We start from the raw sequence: 16,805 nt of genomic DNA on the forward strand, positions 1-16,805 counted from the left end.
TGTCAGACATCCACGCGGGGAGGCATGGATGGGCAGGAGCCGCAGAACAATCCCGGAGGAGCTTCTGTTGCTCGCTCTGGACCCGACCACGGGTACCACAGCGCAGCCGCAGTCGCTCGACCTCGGCCTGGCCGGGGCACAGCTAGTGGAGCTGGCTCTGGCAGGACGGATAGCCCCTGACGGGGATCGTATCGCCGTGGTGATGCCACGGCCGACAGGAGATCCGACTCTGGACTCCGCACTGGAACTGCTGCGCCGTCGCGGCAGCCCGGTCCGGGCGGTCCACTGGATAGGCGGCCCCCGTCTGGGGCTGCGCCAGATCTACCTCGCTCATCTGGAGCGGTGCGGCATGGTTCACGCCGTGGCGGGCCAGATGTGCGGAGTGCTGCCGACGACTCGCTACCAAGCGACGGACACGGCGATCAGCCGGGACATCAGGAACCGGCTGGACAACGCGATCCGCACCGGCGTACCGCCGGACCCGCGGACCGCGGCGCTCGCCGCACTGGCCCACGCGGTCGGACTCGGCAAGCACCTGTATCCGGGGAACGAGGGGCGTTCATCGCGCTCCCGGCTCCGGGACCTGATCAGGCACGATCCGATGGGCGGTCTCGTCGCGCACGCCGTGATGGACGTCCAGAACGGGGTGGCCGTCCAGCCACGCCGTACGCAGCAGGCAGCGGGCGTTCCGTTGCAGCCGCAATCACAGGCCCGCCGCAGCAGCATGGCGCACACCGCCGCGAGCTGATCGCACGGGGCTGGGAGGAGCACACCGCCGTACCGCCGTCCGACGCGTCACAGGACCCGGTCCGGGAGCCGCACCACGCACGGGGCAGCCGGTAGCCACCATCACCGGCTGCCCCGTGCGCATGCGCGCCCTTCCGTGCTCCGGTGCGCACGCCCCCGCGCCCGCGCGTGTGACCGTTTCCCAGCGCGGCCGGGGCGAGGGGTGGCAATCTGCTGAGCAGTAGATACGCACAGCTACATAGCCGGAGGTGCCGTTTCCGTGCCGTCCAACGTCAATCCCACTGTCAGGCGACGCAGGTTGGGCCAGGAATTGCGCCGTCTGCGCGAACTCAAAGGCATGACGGCCGAGGAAGTCGCGGAACGGCTGCTGGTCTCGCAGTCGAAGATCAGCCGGCTGGAGAACGGCCGCCGGTCCATCAGCCAGCGCGACGTCCGCGACCTCTGCGGGGTGTACGAGGTCGAGGACCACCGCGTCGTCGACTCCCTCATGCAGATGGCCAAGGACTCCCGCCAGCAGGGCTGGTGGCACGCCTTCGGCGACATCCCGTACAGCGTCTACATCGGCCTGGAGACCGACGCGGAGTCGCTGCGGGTGTACGAGCCCCAGATGATCCCGGGCCTGCTCCAGACCCGGGCGTACGCGGAGGCGCTCATCAGCGGCGCGCTTCCCGAGGCCCCGCCCTCGGACATCGAGAAGCGGGTCAACGTGCGGTCGCGGCGGCAGGACCGGGTCAACTCGCCTGACAACCCGCTGCGGTTGTGGGCCGTGATCGACGAGTCGGCGCTGCGCCGGGTGGTCGGCGACAAGCAGGTGATGATCGACCAGTTGGAACACCTCGTCGAGCAGTCGCACCTGCCGCACGTCACCGTGCAGGTCCTGCCGTTCGAGATGGGCGCGCACCCGGGCATCAACGGCCAGTACGCGATCCTGGAGTTCCCGGACGCGGCGGACTCCAGCGTCGTCTACATCGAGGGCGTCACGAGCGACCTCTACCTGGAGAAGGCGCACGACGTGCAGCGCTACAGCGTGATGTACGAGCACCTGCGGGCTCAGGCGCTGAACGTCGAGCAGACCCGGGAGTTCATCAGCGGGATCGCGAAGTCGTACACCAGCTGAGGGCCGGGAGGGAAAGCCGCCGCGTGCCGAACAGCGGCGGATCGCGGTCCGGACCGGGCGCCGGGCCGGAGGTCGGACCGGGGACGGAGGTCGGACCGGGGACGGGCGCCGGGCCGGGAGCGGCGTCCGGGGCGGGAGTGGCGGCCGGGGCGGGAGTGGCGGCCGGGGCGGGAAAGGCGGCCGGGGCGGGAAAGGCGGCCGGGGCGGGCGGTTTCAGGACACGCGTCCCGGCGTGCGAAGCGGAATCCGAGCAAGGCCGAACGGGCGGGCGGCGGGATGATACACCGCCGCTCGCTTGCCCCGGAAGGTCAACCAGCAGGAGACCACCCGGACGTGTGAACGGCCATCTCATGGGCCGGGCTTGGCGAGTAGCGTCGATCACGCCAATCGGAATCAGGTTGGCGCGAACCCCCCAACTCTCTGAACCGGAGTGAACATGGCAATTCTTCAGGGTGCTACGGACACGTGGACGAAGTCGTCGTACTCCGGGGGCAACGGCGCGTGCGTCGAGGTCAAGTCCCCCGTCCAGGCCATCGCCGTACGTGACTCGAAGGCCCCCGAGGGCCCTTCGCTCACCTTCGTCCCCGGTGCGTGGAACGCGTTCGTGCGCGATGTGGCCGCCGGCACGGTCGACGCCTGATCACGCACCACCGCGCCTCCGCACCGCCGCGGTACGACGCACCACCACCACCGCGGCAGGGAAGCGCAGCGCACCACCGCACCACCTGATGGAGCCCTCTCGACCGGTTCGCCGTCCTGGCCGAGGGGGCTCGGCACGTCCGGCCCCCGCGCACGCCCGGCAGGGCGGTCTCGTCCACGTCGTCCATCACCCGTCCCGCCCCTCCCCTCCCGCCGGTCCCGCTACGCGCGCGGGTAGCGGGCCAGCCAGCCGGGGGCGACGGCGGCCGGGGTGTGCAGGGCGGGCCCCTGGGTCATCTCCATGGAGAAGTCGTCGGCCAGTTGGAGAAGCGTGGCCCGCCCCTCCAGCTCCGCCAGCCAGGCCGGCGGCAGCGCGGTCTCGCCGTGCAGCGTGCCCAGCAGCGCCCCGCAGACCGAACCGGTGGCGCGGGAGGGGCCGCTGTGGTTCACCGCCAACCGCAGTCCGTGCCGGACGTCCTCGCTGACCAGCGCGCAGTACACCCCGACCGCGAGGACCTCCTCGGCGGCGTCGGTCGCCCCCAGCGCCTCGATCAGCGCCGGACCGGGTATGCCCTGCCGCACCGAGCCGAGGGCCTGGCGCAGGCCCTCGCTCACCGGTTCGTGGCCGGGGCGTCCGGCCAGCAGGGCCAGGGTGTTCTGCACGGAGGCGTCCAGGCTCTCCCCGCGCGCCAGCCCGTGCACCAGTACGGCGAAGGCCCCCGCGGCGAGCTGGGCCGCGGGGTGGCCGTGGGACTGGGCCGCGCACTCCACGGCCAGTTGCAGCACGAGCCCCGGCTCCCAGCCCACGAGGAGCCCGAACGGGGCGGACCGGGTGAGCGCGCCCGCGGACCGGGCGGTGGGGTTCTTCGGCCGGTCGAGGGTGCCCATGGTGGTGTCGCCGAAGCCGCCGAGGCACTCCCGGGCGGGATCGCGGCGGGCGTAGAGCCATTCCTCGGCGGCCAGCCAGCCGTTGTCCTCGCACCGTTCGTCGGGCCCCCAGTGGTGCTGGGTGGCGGCCCACCGCAGATGGGCCCGGTGCACGTCGGTGGGCGGGTGCCAGACTCCGATGTCGCGGCGGACCTGGGCGCGTATCAGGCCGTCGACGGTGAACAGGGTGAGCTGGGTGAGGGCGGTGACGGCGCCGCGTCTGCCGTGGGCGGGCACGTAGTCGACGACCCCTTCGACGCCGTGGGCCGCGCGGATCTCCTCCAGGGCGAGCCCGTCGACCCCGGCGCCGAGCGCGTCCCCGACGGCCCCGCCGAGCAGGGCCCCGCGGACCCGGCTGCGGAAGTCCTGCTGCTCGGCCCGGCCCCAGACCGCCGCGGTCGCTGTGCTCACCCCGCCCCCTCCCCCGTCACCCCGTACTCGGCTGCGCGGGCCCGCTGCGGGCGACCGCGCAAGCACTGTAATCGAACGGGAACGGGCCGTAGAGGGGGCGACCGGGGTACGTACGGGTATGTCGACGGACGTCCCGCGAGTCGTTTTTGCGCGTCGCCCCCGGCCGGGGTTCAGCGGCCGGACGGCTCCTCCGGGGCGGCCCCCTCCGGAACCCCCGTACGTCGCGCGTCCCCCGCGCCTACGGCTCCCCCGCGGCCTCCAGCCGCTCCCGCTGCTCCCGCGCCCACGCGTACGCCGGGTCCAGTTCCAGCGCCCGGTCCAGGTCCGCGCGGGCCTCTGTCAGGCGGCCCAGGGCCTCCAGCGCGAGGGCGCGGCTGCCGTGGGCCCAGGCGTAGTGGGGGTCCAGGACGAGGGCCCGGTCGTAACAGGCGACGGCCTCCTCGTACCGCCCCGTCGCCCGGTACACCTCGCCCCGCTCCCCCTCCGTGCCCGCCCGCCCGGGGGCCAGCTCCTCGGCCCGGTCCAGGTCCGCGAGGGCGCCCACCGGGTCGCCGAGGGCCGTGCGGACGCGGGAGCGCCGCACCAGCGCCCACGCGTACTCCGGCCACAGCGCGATCGCCCGGTCGAAGTCGTCGAGCGCGTCCTCGTGGCGGCCGAGAGCGTGGCGGACCAGACCCCGGCTGCCCAGCGGCACCGCGTCGGAGGGGTCCAGGGCGTGGGCCCGGTCCAGGACGGCCAGGGCCTCCTCCAGGCGGCCCATCCGCCGGTACGTCTCGCCCCGTTCCCGCACCGCCCAGGCCCAGGCGGGCGCGATCTCCTCGGCCCGGTCCAGGTCCGCGAGGGCCTCCTCGTACCGGCCGAGCGCCCGCAGGATCACCGCCCGGCCCTGGTGGGCGCGTTCGCTGCGCGGGTCGACGGCGATGGCCCGCCCGTGGTCGGAGAGCGCGGCGTCCAGCTCCCCGGCCCGGAAGCGGTCCCAGGCCCGCACCACGAGGGCCGCGGCCCGGTCCCGGTCGGTCAGTTCGGCCCGGGTCAGCAGGAGGCCGAGCGCGGCGGTGGGGCGGGGGCCGTGGTCCGTTATGGCGGCGAGCAGGTCGTGGCCCCACTCCCGCAGTACGGCGTCGTCCGCGTCCTCGCCCGCCTCCGCGAGGGTCTGGGCCCAGTGCCGGGCGCGCGAGGGCCGCTGGTCGCAGAGGGCGATCCCGGCGCGCAGGGCCTCGGGCAGCGCGGCGCGCGGGCGGGCGCACAGCCGGTGGTAGAGGACTTCCAGGGCGGCCCGGCGCCAGGGCTGGTCGGCCCAGAGGCGTTCCGGGTCGACGCCCTCGCCCGCCGCGTCCCGGCGGGCCGCGAACGCCTCGGCCAGCCGGTCGTGCCCCGCCTTCCAGCGCTGGGGCGATCCGGTGCGCTGGAGCCGCAGCATCGGGGCCCGGACCACGGCGTGGTAGCGGGAGCGGCCGGAATGCCGCTCGGCGACGAACGGCAGCTCGTGCAGCCAGTCGTAGAGCTCCGGCACGGCGTACGGCCCGTCCTTCGGCGCGGCCACGGCGACGGCCACCAGGTCCTCGTCGAACCGGCGGGGCAGCGCGCAGGCCAGCGCCGCCGCCCGGCGGACCGGGTCGCTCTCGCCGGCCAGGAAGCGTTCGACGGCCGTGGCGTTGGCCTCCCCGGCCGCCCCGGGGTTGGCGGCGAGCGTGGACACCAGGACGGGCAGGCCGCCGGAGAGCCGCAGCACCTCCCGTACGACGGTCTCCGCCACCACCCCTCGACCGTGGAGGAGTTGGCGCGACTCGGCCTCGGTGAACGGCCCGAGCGGCACGTCCGCGACCAGGCGGCTCCGGTCGCCCCAGTGGACGGGGTCCAGGCGGCGCTGGCCGGCCAGGGTCAGGACGAGGTTGGCGGGCAGGTCGCCGTACCGTCCGGCGGTGAGCAGGTCCGCCACCCACCGGTCCAGTTGGGGGGCGGTGCGCTCGTAGGTGTCCAGGAACAGGGCGATCCAGGGCACCACGTCCGCGACGCGGTCGATCTCGGCGACGAACACCGGGGTGAGGACCCGTACCGGTTCCGCCAGCAGCCGGGCCTCCTCCTGCTGCCGGGCCCGCCCCCCGAACACCGTCCGCAACCCGCTCGCGCTCCGGGCCAGGACCGCCGGGTCGATGCCTCCGGCCAGCGCCCCGACCACCGGTATCGCCCCTGCCGCGATCAGCCCGGCCTGCGCGGCGGCGAGCGCCCCGACGGACGGTTCGCCTGCCGACATCCCCCCGGGCGGCGCCTCGTTGTCCGCCGCGAGCCGCCCGGCCGTCTCGTGGAGGGCCGACCGGTAGGTGTCGAGCAGCCGGTCGAGCGCCTTGAGCGGGTACCCCTGTTCGGCGAACTGCGCGGCGAACGCGGCGAGTACGTCGGGCACGGAGTCGGCGCTCTCGTCCACCGACGCGGTCACCGCCCCGAACTCCACCGCCGCCTCGCGCCATTCGCGTACGAGCGAGGTCTTGCCGACCCCGGCGTTGCCCCGCACGTGGAAGACGAACCGGTGCCGGGGGTCTTCGGGCGGGAGGGTGAAGTTCCTGCGGTAGAGGTCGAGTTCGGCTCGGCGCCCGACGAACGCGGCACGTCGCTGTCCTTCGACGATCTGCTGGAGGGAGAGGCGGCGGGGGCTGGTCGGCGGCATGGGGCCAGTCTGTCAGCGGGCGGCCGCGTCCGGGAGCCTCCGCCGACCGCGTGCGACGACCGGCGCCCCGCGGAGGGAGAGGACGGCCCGCCCCGGCGCGAACCGCACGGCCGCCCGCCCCGGTTTCCCCGGGCGGGCGGTGGACCCGTTCGTCAGGCCCAGGGGTCGAAGGGGATGCCGGCGGGTTCGGCGTTGGCGAGCAGGTTCCGGAAGCGGTTGTCCTTGTCGGTGACCTTGATGGTCGCCGCACCGAAGTCGGCGTTCATGAGCTTGTCCCGCAACTGCGTGCTGGGAAAGCCGTTCCAGTCGACGATCGGGGGGTGGCGCCAGGTGCCGTAGTGGTTCTCCGGCGGCTCGTCGCCGCCGTTGGCGAGGCGGAAGAAGTGCGTGCTCAAACCGTCCTTGTGGTAGACGGCCTTGGGGTGCGTGCCGTCGAACCGCACCTGGGAGCGCGGGTAGGTCTTCACGGTGCTGTGCTGGGTGGTGGAGACGTGTTCCACCTGGTTGGAGCCCTGGTGGACCCAGGAGATCACATGCTCGAAGTCGTGGCGGTGGCCGCCGAGTCCGCTGCCGTGGACGGCCTGGTCCTTCTCGAAGTAGCTGGCGTAGACGATGCCGCACCAGCCGTTGTTGCACAGGGAGCGGGCGTACGTCTGGGAGTTGTCCAGGTCCCACCGGTCCCGGCAGCTTCCGTTGACCGCGCCGGTCGTCTTCAGTCCGGGCGCGAGGGTGCCGTCCGGCCCGATGGCGGGGGTGGCGTAGCAGCCGTCGCCGTCGTAGTCGTAGGCGGGCGAGAAGGTCTGCTCGTAACCGCCCGCGTTCTGGGGGAGGCTGCCCGGCGGATCGGCGTGGGCGGCGGAGGCGGCGCCCAGCACGAGGAGGCCGGCGGCGGCGAGGACGGTGGCGGTGCGGCCGGCTCGTCGGTTGCGCCGGGGGCGTGGCCCGGTCGGGACGGAGGGCGATCCATCGCGGGCCTTGCGGGGGAGAACCGGCGTCGGCGGGTTTCGCATGAGGCATCGCTCCTGACTCGGCAGCACGTCACGGCAGGTGGGGCTTCCGCAAGAGTTGCCCAGTACATGACAGAAAGAAACGGAAGGCCGCCGCCCACCGGACCGGCGGCACCGGACCGTCACCCGCCCGGCGAATCCCGAACGCGGGGACGCCGAGACCGGACAGGTACGCGGTCGCCTTCCCCGGTCCGCAGCCCACGTCCGCCGTCGGTCCGAGCCCCGCTGACGTGACGAGTTCGGCGAAGGCGGCCAGGACGGCGCGGGAGAGGGGGTCCAGGGCGCCGGGGTCCTTCACCGTCCGGGCGTAGTCGGCGGCGACGGTGTCGTACGACCGCCGGATCGCCTCCAGGTACGCGTCCGGGCGCTTCTCCCCGTACGTGTCCCCGCGCTCGGGCGGAGCCCCGTCCGCGTACCCGGCCGCTGGCGCCCCCCTCCCCTCGTCTCCCCGTTCTCAGCTCGGCAGGACCGGCAGCAGCTCAGGCAGGTGGCCGTCCGAGGCGGTGGCCGCCGCCACGCGTTCGGCCGGGACCTCGCCGTAGAGCGTCGTACGGGGGCGGGACGGGCGGCCCGCCAGGTCGGCGATGGCCTTCAGGTCCTGGACGGAGCGGTACGAGCCGTAACCCGAACCCGCCATCCGGGAGATGGTCTCCTCCATCAGCGTGCCGCCCAGGTCGTTCGCGCCCGAGCGGAGCATCTCCGCCGCCCCCTCCGTGCCCAGCTTCACCCAGCTCGTCTGGATGTTGGTGATGTGCGGGTGCAGGAGCAGCCGTGCCATCGCCGTCACCGCGCGGTTGTCGCGGTCGGTGGGGCCGGGGCGCGCGATGCCCGCCAGGTAGACCGGGGCGTTGGTGTGGATGAAGGGGAGGGTGACGAACTCCGTGAAGCCGCCCGTCTCCTGCTGGAGCCCGGCCAGCGTGCGGAAGTGGCCGAGCCAGTGGCGGGGCTGGTCCACATGCCCGTACATCATCGTCGAGGACGAGCGCAGACCCACCTCGTGGGCCGTCCTGACGACCTCCAGCCAGGTGGCCGTGGGCAGTTTGCCCTTGGTGAGGACCCAGCGGACCTCGTCGTCCAGGATCTCCGCCGCCGTGCCGGGGATCGAGTCGAGCCCGGCCTCCTTGGCGGCGGTCAGCCAGTCGCGGATCGACATCCCGGTGCGGGTCGCGCCGTTGACGACCTCCATGGGCGAGAAGGCGTGCACGTGCATGCCGGGGACGCGCTCCTTCACCGCCCGCGCGATGTCGAAGTACGCGGTGCCCGGCAGGTCCGGGTGGATGCCGCCCTGCATGCAGACCTCGACCGCGCCGACGTCCCACGCCTGCGCCGCCCGGTCCGCGACCTGGTCCAGCGAGAGGGTGTACGCGTCGGCGTCCGTGCGGCGCTGGGCGAAGGCGCAGAAACGGCAGCCGGTGTAGCAGACGTTGGTGAAGTTGATGTTCCGCGTGACGATGTACGTGACCTCGTCGCCGACCACGTCCTTCCTCAACGCGTCGGCGATCCGGCACAGTTCGTCCAGCGCCGGGCCGTCCGCGTGGAGCAGGGCGAGGGCCTGGTCGTCGGTGAGCTTCGTCGGGTCGTCGGCGGCCCGGCTCAGCGCCTGGCGTAGGTCGGCGTCGATGCGGGACGGGACCATGCCGGGGGCGGCCGCCTCGCGGAGCGCCTCCCAGTCCCCGTACACCTCGTCGAAGTCGTCCCTGCGGTCGCCGGTGCGGCCCTCGGTGTCGATGGTGGCGTGCAGGTCGGTGCGGCCGGAGGAGGTGAAGCCCTCGTCCGGCTCCTGCCAGGGCAGGCCGACCGGGAGCGCGTCCTCGCGGGCGAGGCCCGTCTCGGGGTCGGCCAGGACGCGGACGTGCGGGAGGAGCCGGGGGTCGAGCCACGGCTCGCCGCGCTGGATGAACTCCGGGTAGATGGTGAGGCGTTCGCGGAGCCGGAAGCCCGACTCGGCGGTCCGCTCGGCCAGTTCGTCGATGTGCGGCCAGGGGCGCTCGGGGTTGACGTGGTCGGGGGTGAGCGGTGAGACCCCGCCCCAGTCGTCGATCCCCGCGCCGATGAGGAGCGCGTACTCGGCGTCCACCAGGTTGGGCGGGGCCTGGATGCGGGCGGACGGGCCGAGGATGTGCCGGGCCACCGCGATGGCGGCGGCCAGCTCCTCCAGCTCGGCGTCGGGCATCCCGCGCATCGCCGTGTCCGGCTTGGCGCGGAAGTTCTGCACGATGACTTCCTGGATGCCCTGGTAGGCGCGGGCCGTCTTCCGCAGCTCGAAGAGGGAGTCGGCGCGCTCCTCGTACGACTCCCCGATCCCGATCAGGATGCCGGTGGTGAACGGAACGTTGGAACGCCCCGCGTCCTCCAGCACCCGCAGCCGCAGGGCCGGTTCCTTGTCCGGGGAGCCGTGGTGCGGGCCGCCGGGCTCGGACCACAGGCGGGTCGCCGTCGTCTCCAGCATCATCCCCATCGAGGGGGCGACCGGCTTGAGGCGCTGGAGGTCGGTCCACGTCATCACGCCCGGGTTGAGGTGGGGCAGCAGCCCCGTCTCCTCCAGGACCCGGATCGCCATCGCCCGTACGTACGCGAGGGTGTCGTCGTACCCCTCCGCCTCCAGCCACTCCCGCGCCTCGGGCCACCGGTCCTCGGGGCGGTCCCCGAGCGTGAACAGCGCTTCCTTGCACCCCATCGCCGCACCCTCGCGGGCGATCTCCAGCACCTCGTCCGGCGACAGGAACATGCCGTGGCCGGCGCGGCGGAGCTTGCCGGGGACGGTGACGAAGGTGCAGTAGTGGCACCGGTCGCGGCAGAGGCGGGTGAGCGGGATGAAGACCTTGCGGGAGTACGTGATCACGCCCGGCCGGCCCGCCGCCTCCAGGCCGGCGTCCCGCACCCGGGCGGCGGAGGCCGCGAGGTCCGTCAGATCGTCGCCGCGCGCCTGGAGCAGGACGGCGGCCTCGGTCACGTCGAGGGCGACGCCGTCACGGGCCCGTTTGAGCGCGCGCCGCATGGCGTTGGTGGTCGGGCGTCCGCTCTGGGCATCGGGATCGGTCATGGACCGAGCATACGAGCGGGGTGCGCGCCCCGGGCCGGGGCCTCCGGCCCGCATACGCCGGTCACGGGGGCGCGGGGTCACCCGTGCGGGCCGACTCACCCGGATGTGCTCCCGTCCACGGCGGTCCCCCGCCTAGTGTCGGGACGATGATGGAGACGATCGTTCTCGGCATCGGCGAAACCCTCGTACGCGACGACCGGAACTGGGCGTCCTGGGCGAACTGGCTCGGCGTACCGCCGCACACGCTCAGCGCGCTGGTGGGCGCGGTGGTCGCCCAGGGCCGCGATGCCACCGACGCGTTGCGGATCCTGCGGCCCGACATGGACGTCGAGGAGGCCGGGCGCGCCCGGGCGGCCGCCGGGCGCGGGGAGCACCTCGACGAGTCGGACCTCTACCAGGACGTCCGGCCCGCGCTGGGCGAGTTGCGGGCGGCGGGCGTCCGGATCGTGGTGGCGGGCAACGGCACGGTGCGGACCGGGGAGCTGCTGCGGTCGCTGGACCTGCCCGCCGACCTGGTGGCCACCTCGGCCGAGTGGGGCGTACGGAAGCCGCACCCGGAGTTCTTCGCGCGGGTGGCGGAGGCGGCGGGCTCCCGGCCGGAGGCGACGCTGTACGTGGGCGACCACCCGGCCGACGACCTGTTCCCGGCCGCGGCGGCGGGGTTGCGGACGGCGCATCTGCGGCGGGGTCCGTACGGGCACTGGTGGGCGGACCACCCCGACGTCGTGGAGACGGCGGACTTCCGCATCGACGCGCTGACGGAACTGGTGGGGCCGGCGGGGTTGGTGGAGCTGAGGGGACCGGCCGGGACAGAAGCGGCTGGGGCTACTGGAGCCGCTGGGGCCGCTGGGGCCGCTGGGGCTACTCGGGAGGGTGCTCGGCGCGGGGCGTTGAGGTCCGTGCGGTAGAGAGGTGCGCGCCTCACCCCACGCCAGGGAAGCGCACCGCGTGAGAGGCCGCCCCGCAGCGGGGCTCACCCCCAGAGGCGGCGCGGCGCCCCGGGGGGCGGGCGGACGCTCGCGGCGGCCCGCCCGGGCGCGGGCCGCCGCACAGGCGCTCCTCAGTCCCGCAGCACCGCCTGCATCACGCTCTTCGCGATCGGGGCGCCGAGGCGGCCGCCCGAGATGTCGGAGCGGGAGATGTCCATGTCGGTCGGGTCGATGAACACCGCGACGGCGACCGACCGGCCGTCGTCCTTCTTCCCGTAGCTGACGAACCAGCCGTACGGGACCTCGTCGCGGACGTTCACACCGCGCTGGGCGGTACCGGTCTTGCCGCCGACCGTCACACCGTCGATCAGGGCGCGCTGGGCGCTGCCCTCCTTCGCGGTGTACTCCATCATCTCCTGGACCTTCTTCGCCGTCTCCGGCGAGACGGCCTGGCTCATCTCCATCGGCTCGTTCTTCTCCAGCGTGGAGAGGTCCGGGCCGCGCAGCTCGTCGACGATGTAGGGCTGCATCAGCTTGCCGTCGTTGGCGAGGGCCGCGGTGACCATCGCCATCTGCATCGGGGTGCTGGTCAGGCTGCCCTGCCCCATGCCGGTCAGTGCCGTGCCCGGCTTGTCGAGCTTCGGCGGGTAGAGGCTCTTCGTGGCGAGCATGTCGCCGAACTCGTCCGCGTACACGTCCTCGTTGAAGCCGAACTTCTCCGCCGTCTCCCGCATCCGGTCCTCGCCCAGCTCGGACGCGGCGTCCAGGAAGACGTTGTTGCAGGAGTACTGCATGGCCGTCTTCATCGACGCCTTGTTGCAGACCGCGTCGCCCGCCTCGCTGCCGATCTTGTTCGTGGAGAGCGGCAGGGGGTACGGCGAGACCGCGTCCGTCCGGGCGTCCACATCGGTGACCACGCCGTGCTCCAGCGCCGCGGCGGCCGTGAGGATCTTGAAGGTGGAGCCGGGCGGGTAGGTCTCGCGCAGCGGGCGGTTGGCCAGCGGCTTGCCTTTCTTCTTCTCCAGCGCCGTGAAGCGGTCGCTCTCCTCGAACGAGATCCCGGCGAAGACCTCGGGGTCGTACGAGGGCGTGGAGACCAGCGACAGCACCTTGCCGGTGCGCGGGTCCAGGGCGACCACCGCGCCCCGGGCCCCCAGGTCCGTCAGCCCCTTGTAGGCGGCCTTCTGCGCCTTGGCGTCGATCGTGGTGATCACGTCGCCGCCGCGCCGGGGCTGCCCGGTCAGGACGTCCTTGGCGTGCCGGAAGGCGAACCGGTCGTCCTGGCCGCTCAGGACGCTGTCGTAGGTCCGCTCCAGCAGCGAGGTGCCCCGGGACTGGGAGGCGTACCCGGTGACGGGCGCGTACATCGGGCCGTCCTTGTAGGTCCGGCGGAACGCGTAGTCGCGGCTGTCGGTCTCCTTCGACCCGGTGACCGCCTTGCCGCCGACGATGATGTCGCCGCGCGGGGTGGAGAACCGCTCGAACCGCACCCGGGCGTTGTGCTCGTTCTGGGCCAGCTCCTGGCGGTCGACGTGCTGCAGCCAGTTCGCCCGCAGCAGCAGGGCCAGCACCAGCAGCCCGCAGAAGATGGCTATGTGCCGCAACGGCCTGTTCATTCCACTCCCCACCCGGGCGGGCCCCGGTCCGCGCGACGTGCCGCCCGCCGACCGGTCCCGCGTATGCGTTCCCGGTGAGTAAGGATGCCTTGTCCGCGTCTCCGGTTGCACGGGCGGCCCCCGTACGCGGGCGCGCACGGCTCTCCTCCCAGGCACGCGGCCGGGCGCCCCGCCCGCTCCCGGACCGCCCGCGGCTCCGGCGGGGGCCCGGCGGGCTCCCGGCCCGCCCGGTGGAGGCGCCGGGACCGGTACGGAGGGCCGGGAAGCGGGAAGGGTCGGAGCATGCGCGGCGGCGGCCGGGCCGAGAGGAGCGGGCATGGGGACGGTGCCAGGACGGGGGCCGGGGCTGGGGTACTTCCTGCTGCCGGCGGGCGGTGCGCTGAGCCTGACCGGTGTGGTCACCGGCAACGGCACGCTGACCAGCCTGAGCTGGATCATGTGGGTGCTCGGCATCCTGCTGCTCCTGCGGAACCGTTCGCGCCGCCCCGCCGACCCGTGCGAGCTGGCGGCGGCGGCCGCCGCCGGGGACGCGCGGGCGGCACGCGGGCTGCGCACGCTCGCCCTGGCCGCGCGGGCCGAGGGGCGACCCGACGCGGCCGAGCGGATGCTGCGGCAGGCGGCGCGGGCGGGGGACGTGGAGTCGATGTGGGAGCTGGGCCGCCTGGTCGAGCGGCGCGCGGGCCTGACGGAGGCGGAACCGTGGTTCCGGATGGCGGCCGGACACGGACACGCGGTGGCCAAGCGGCTGTTCCGTCCGGGCGGCGCCCTGCACCCGGACGGGACGGGACCGGCGGCTTAGGGGCGGGCGGGCGTCGGAACCCCGGGGCCCTGGTGTCCCTCGTCCCTGTGTCCAGCGGTTTCCCGCCACTCCCCGGCCCGCCATATGCAGGTTAGCCTTACCTAAAATCACCCTCTGGGCAGTGGGCCGGGGGCGGGGCGAGGCAGGAGACACACCATGGGGCATGGCTGGGAGGGCGTCGTCCTCAAACTTTTCCGGGGGCGCGACTTCACGTTCACGGTGACCGGTTCGGAGCAGGTCACCGACCGCTTCCGTCGGGTGCACGTGACCGACGGCGGGCTGCTGGCCGCGACCGGAGGGGCGCATCCGACGATGTGGGTGCGCCTGTGGTTCGAGAAGGACGGCAAGCCGCACCAGCGCGCCTACACCCTGGTCGATCCGGATCCCGAGGCCGGCACGTTCAGTCTGGAATTCGCCCTGCACGAGGGGCCGGCGTGCGCCTGGGCGCGGGAGGCGAAGGCGGGCGACACGATCGAAGCGACGCTCCAGGGCACCGGTTTCACCCTGCCCGACCCGGCGCCCGCGCGGCTCTTCGTCATCGGTGACGCGGCGGCGCTGCCCGCGATCAACTCCCTGCTGGACGCGGTCCCGGGGACCCCGGCGACCATCTGGTTCGAGACCGCGCACGAGGACGACCGGCACCTGCCCCTCCGCCTCGACCCGGCCCACCACACCCTGCACCACGTGGAGCGCCGCGAGGCGGGGGCGCACCTCGTGGCCGAGGTGAAGGCGGCGCTGCCGGCGCTGCTGGGTGAGGACCGTTCGGACGCGTACGTCTGGGTCGCCTGCGACACGTCGACCACCCGGGCCCTGGCGGCCTGCCTCCGCAAGGAGATGGGCCTGCCCAAGGACCGGGTGAACGCGCTGGGCTACTGGCGGCCGTAGCGAGGGGCGCTCGGCCGTACGCCCCGGGGCCTCAGCCCTCGACCACGAGGGCCGGGGTCTCCTTCGTGAGCACCTCGCCCCGGAAGAACGCCGGGCTGCGGCGCTCCATGGCGACCATCAGCACCACGCCGAGGAGCAGCAGCCCCACCCCGATGACGAACACCGAGCCGACGCCGAAGACCGAGGAGCCGGAGCCGTACGCCGGATCCCACATGTCGTAGAGGGTCTTGGCGAAGACGGCGGCGAGGAGGACGCCGCCGAGCAGCGGGAAGAGGCCCTTGAAGACCAGGTCCCGGGCGGAGCGGGTCAGTTCGGCGCGGAAGTACCAGGCGCAGGCGAAGGCGGTCAGCGCGTAGTAGAAGCAGATCATGAGGCCGAGCGCGTAGATGGTGTCGACCAGGACGTGCTCGCTGACCAGGGTCATCACGGTGTAGAAGACGCCGGTGCCGATGCCCGCCGTGATCGTCGCCCGGCCGGGGGTCTTGAAGCGGGGGTGGACCTTGGCGTACGAGGCCGGCATCGCCTCGTACGCGGACATCGCGAGCACCGTGCGGGCGACCGGGATGAACGTGGTCTGGAGGCTGGCGGCGGCCGAGGCGAGGACCGCGAGGAAGAGCAGGACGCCGAGGCCGGGGCCCATCACGGGGCCGGCGAGGGCGGCGAAGACGTTGTCGGAGGTGTCCGGGTTGGCGAGGCCGAGGCCGGAGGCGCCGGAGCCCACGGCCATCTGCGCGGCGATGCCGGTGGCGAGGTAGGAGCCGACCAGGACGACCATCGCGATGAGCGCCGCGCGGCCGGGGGTCTTCTCACTGCCGGTGGTCTCCTCGTTGGCGGTCAGACAGGCGTCCCAGCCCCAGAACATGAAGATGGAGAGGGAGAGGCCCGCCGTGAAGGCCGCGAAGGACTGGACGGCGAAGGGGTTCAGCCAGGACCAGGAGAAGTCGAGCGAGGAGGCGAAGTCCGGGCCGCCGCTGCCGGCCTTGTCCAGGGCCATCGCCACGAAGAGGGCGAGGACCACCAGCTGGAGCCCGACGAGGGCGTACTGGATGCCCTTGGTGGCGGTCATGCCCCGGTAGCTGATGGCGGTGGCGACGGCGATGAGGATCAGGCACGTGAGGATGTGGACGGGCTTGCTGTCGTCCAGCGCGGCGACCGCGCCGCTGCCGGTGATCTCGCCCGCCAGCAGCCAGAAGTACGAGGTGGCGACGCCGGCCAGGTTGGACAGCACGATGATCGTGGCGATGACGAGGCCCCAGCCGCACATCCAGCCGACGCGCGGGCCGAACGCCTTCACCGTCCAGGTGAAGGAGGTGCCGCAGTCCGGCATCGCCTTGTTCAGCTCGCGGTAGGCGAAGGCCACGAGCAGCATGGGCAGGAACCCGGCCAGGAAGACGGCGGGCATCTGCACGCCGACCTCCCCGGCGGTGGAGCCGAGGGTGGAGGTCAGGCAGTAGACGGGGGCGACGGTGGAGACGCCGATGACGGCGCTCCCCATGAGACCGACGGAGTTCCCGCCGAGCCCTTTGCCGCGTACACCGCCACTGCCGCCGTCACCGTCGGCCGGGGCGCTTCCCCGTACCGTGTCTCCGGCCCGTGGCCGCGCGTCCAGCTGAGTCATGGAGAGGACGCTATGCGCTGCGATATCCACATCCGGAGGATGAGACTCCCCCGTCTCACCCTTGGAAGCTTCCCCCAACGCCCGCCGAACACCTGATGAATTGAAGGCCAACCCTGCGCCACTCCTTGCAATTCAAGCCGTCGAGCGGGGAGTAACCACGTACGGTAACCGCAGCCGTGTCCGTTTTGAGTGGATTCAAAATTTTCCCGCGCCGGTCCGGACCGACGCTCCGGCTCCCGCCCCCGTGCCCGTACGGAGCGCGCCCCCGCCCCCGGCCCGGGTTGGACCGCGCGGACTCCAGATCCTCCAGGGCCCGCAAACGCCCTGGCGGCACGGCTCCGGGCGGAGGACGTCAGCCGAGCGCGACCGTCCGCGCCGGGGGCCGCGGGCTTCGGGCACCCT

12 protein-coding genes and 1 pseudogene are annotated in these 16,805 nt (G+C 73.3%); 6 read left to right on the forward strand and 7 right to left on the reverse strand.

Annotated features, from left to right (window positions below):
* The first annotated feature begins 28 nt into the window (after positions 1-28).
* The 3 genes from ACH4K1_RS11825 (at position 29) to ACH4K1_RS11835 (ending at position 2,504) form a co-directional block, all read left to right on the forward strand.
* Positions 29-748, forward strand: a complete 720-nt coding sequence (locus ACH4K1_RS11825) for a GPP34 family phosphoprotein (RefSeq protein ID WP_228990721.1) — start codon at positions 29-31, stop codon at positions 746-748.
* 258 nt (positions 749-1,006) lie between these two features.
* Entirely contained in the window at positions 1,007-1,864 is an 858-nt protein-coding gene (locus ACH4K1_RS11830) for a helix-turn-helix domain-containing protein (protein WP_398088729.1), read from the forward strand.
* A 436-nt stretch (positions 1,865-2,300) separates the two neighbouring features.
* Complete coding sequence (locus ACH4K1_RS11835; protein WP_228990720.1) at positions 2,301-2,504, forward strand: DUF397 domain-containing protein; 204 nt, start codon at positions 2,301-2,303, stop codon at positions 2,502-2,504.
* Between the two features lie 221 nt (positions 2,505-2,725).
* On the opposite strand, the gene ACH4K1_RS11840 is transcribed toward ACH4K1_RS11835, so the two are convergent.
* The 5 genes and pseudogenes from ACH4K1_RS11840 to ACH4K1_RS11860 form a co-directional block, all read right to left on the reverse strand.
* Complete coding sequence (locus ACH4K1_RS11840; protein WP_398088731.1) at positions 2,726-3,841, reverse strand: ADP-ribosylglycohydrolase family protein; 1,116 nt, start codon at positions 3,839-3,841, stop codon at positions 2,726-2,728.
* A gap of 238 nt (positions 3,842-4,079) precedes the next feature.
* Entirely contained in the window at positions 4,080-6,506 is a 2,427-nt protein-coding gene (locus tag ACH4K1_RS11845; RefSeq protein ID WP_398088733.1) for a tetratricopeptide repeat protein, read from the reverse strand.
* A gap of 152 nt (positions 6,507-6,658) precedes the next feature.
* The gene (locus ACH4K1_RS11850; protein WP_398088734.1) at positions 6,659-7,516 is read right to left on the reverse strand and encodes an NPP1 family protein; all 858 of its coding nucleotides are present in this window, start codon (positions 7,514-7,516) and stop codon (positions 6,659-6,661) included.
* 133 nt (positions 7,517-7,649) lie between these two features.
* Positions 7,650-7,865 (reverse strand): annotated as a pseudogene (locus ACH4K1_RS11855) (SAM-dependent methyltransferase); the annotation flags it as partial.
* A gap of 102 nt (positions 7,866-7,967) precedes the next feature.
* Positions 7,968-10,556: a bifunctional FO biosynthesis protein CofGH gene (locus ACH4K1_RS11860; RefSeq protein ID WP_398088736.1), complete on the reverse strand. Its 2,589-nt coding sequence runs from the start codon at positions 10,554-10,556 to the stop codon at positions 7,968-7,970.
* A 149-nt stretch (positions 10,557-10,705) separates the two neighbouring features.
* On the opposite strand from ACH4K1_RS11860, the gene ACH4K1_RS11865 reads away from it, so the two are divergent.
* Complete coding sequence (locus tag ACH4K1_RS11865; RefSeq protein ID WP_398088867.1) at positions 10,706-11,464, forward strand: HAD family hydrolase; 759 nt, start codon at positions 10,706-10,708, stop codon at positions 11,462-11,464.
* A gap of 152 nt (positions 11,465-11,616) precedes the next feature.
* Here the strand turns inward: ACH4K1_RS11865 and ACH4K1_RS11870 are convergent, their stop codons facing one another.
* Positions 11,617-13,101 (reverse strand): peptidoglycan D,D-transpeptidase FtsI family protein, encoded by a 1,485-nt coding sequence (locus ACH4K1_RS11870; protein WP_398088738.1) that lies wholly within the window; start codon positions 13,099-13,101, stop codon positions 11,617-11,619.
* A gap of 316 nt (positions 13,102-13,417) precedes the next feature.
* On the opposite strand from ACH4K1_RS11870, the gene ACH4K1_RS11875 reads away from it, so the two are divergent.
* Both ACH4K1_RS11875 and ACH4K1_RS11880 read left to right on the forward strand, forming a co-directional pair.
* Positions 13,418-13,900 (forward strand): sel1 repeat family protein, encoded by a 483-nt coding sequence (locus ACH4K1_RS11875; protein WP_398088739.1) that lies wholly within the window; start codon positions 13,418-13,420, stop codon positions 13,898-13,900.
* A 156-nt stretch (positions 13,901-14,056) separates the two neighbouring features.
* On the forward strand, positions 14,057-14,785 hold the full coding sequence (locus tag ACH4K1_RS11880) for a siderophore-interacting protein (protein ID WP_398088741.1): 729 nt from the start codon (positions 14,057-14,059) through the stop codon (positions 14,783-14,785).
* Positions 14,786-14,816: 31 nt separating this feature from the next.
* Here the strand turns inward: ACH4K1_RS11880 and ACH4K1_RS11885 are convergent, their stop codons facing one another.
* Complete coding sequence (locus tag ACH4K1_RS11885; RefSeq protein WP_398088743.1) at positions 14,817-16,403, reverse strand: APC family permease; 1,587 nt, start codon at positions 16,401-16,403, stop codon at positions 14,817-14,819.
* Positions 16,404-16,805 lie beyond the last annotated feature (402 nt).

The sequence above is a fragment of the Streptomyces sp. NPDC017448 genome, from assembly GCF_044330565.1.
GTDB lineage: Bacteria > Actinomycetota > Actinomycetes > Streptomycetales > Streptomycetaceae > Streptomyces.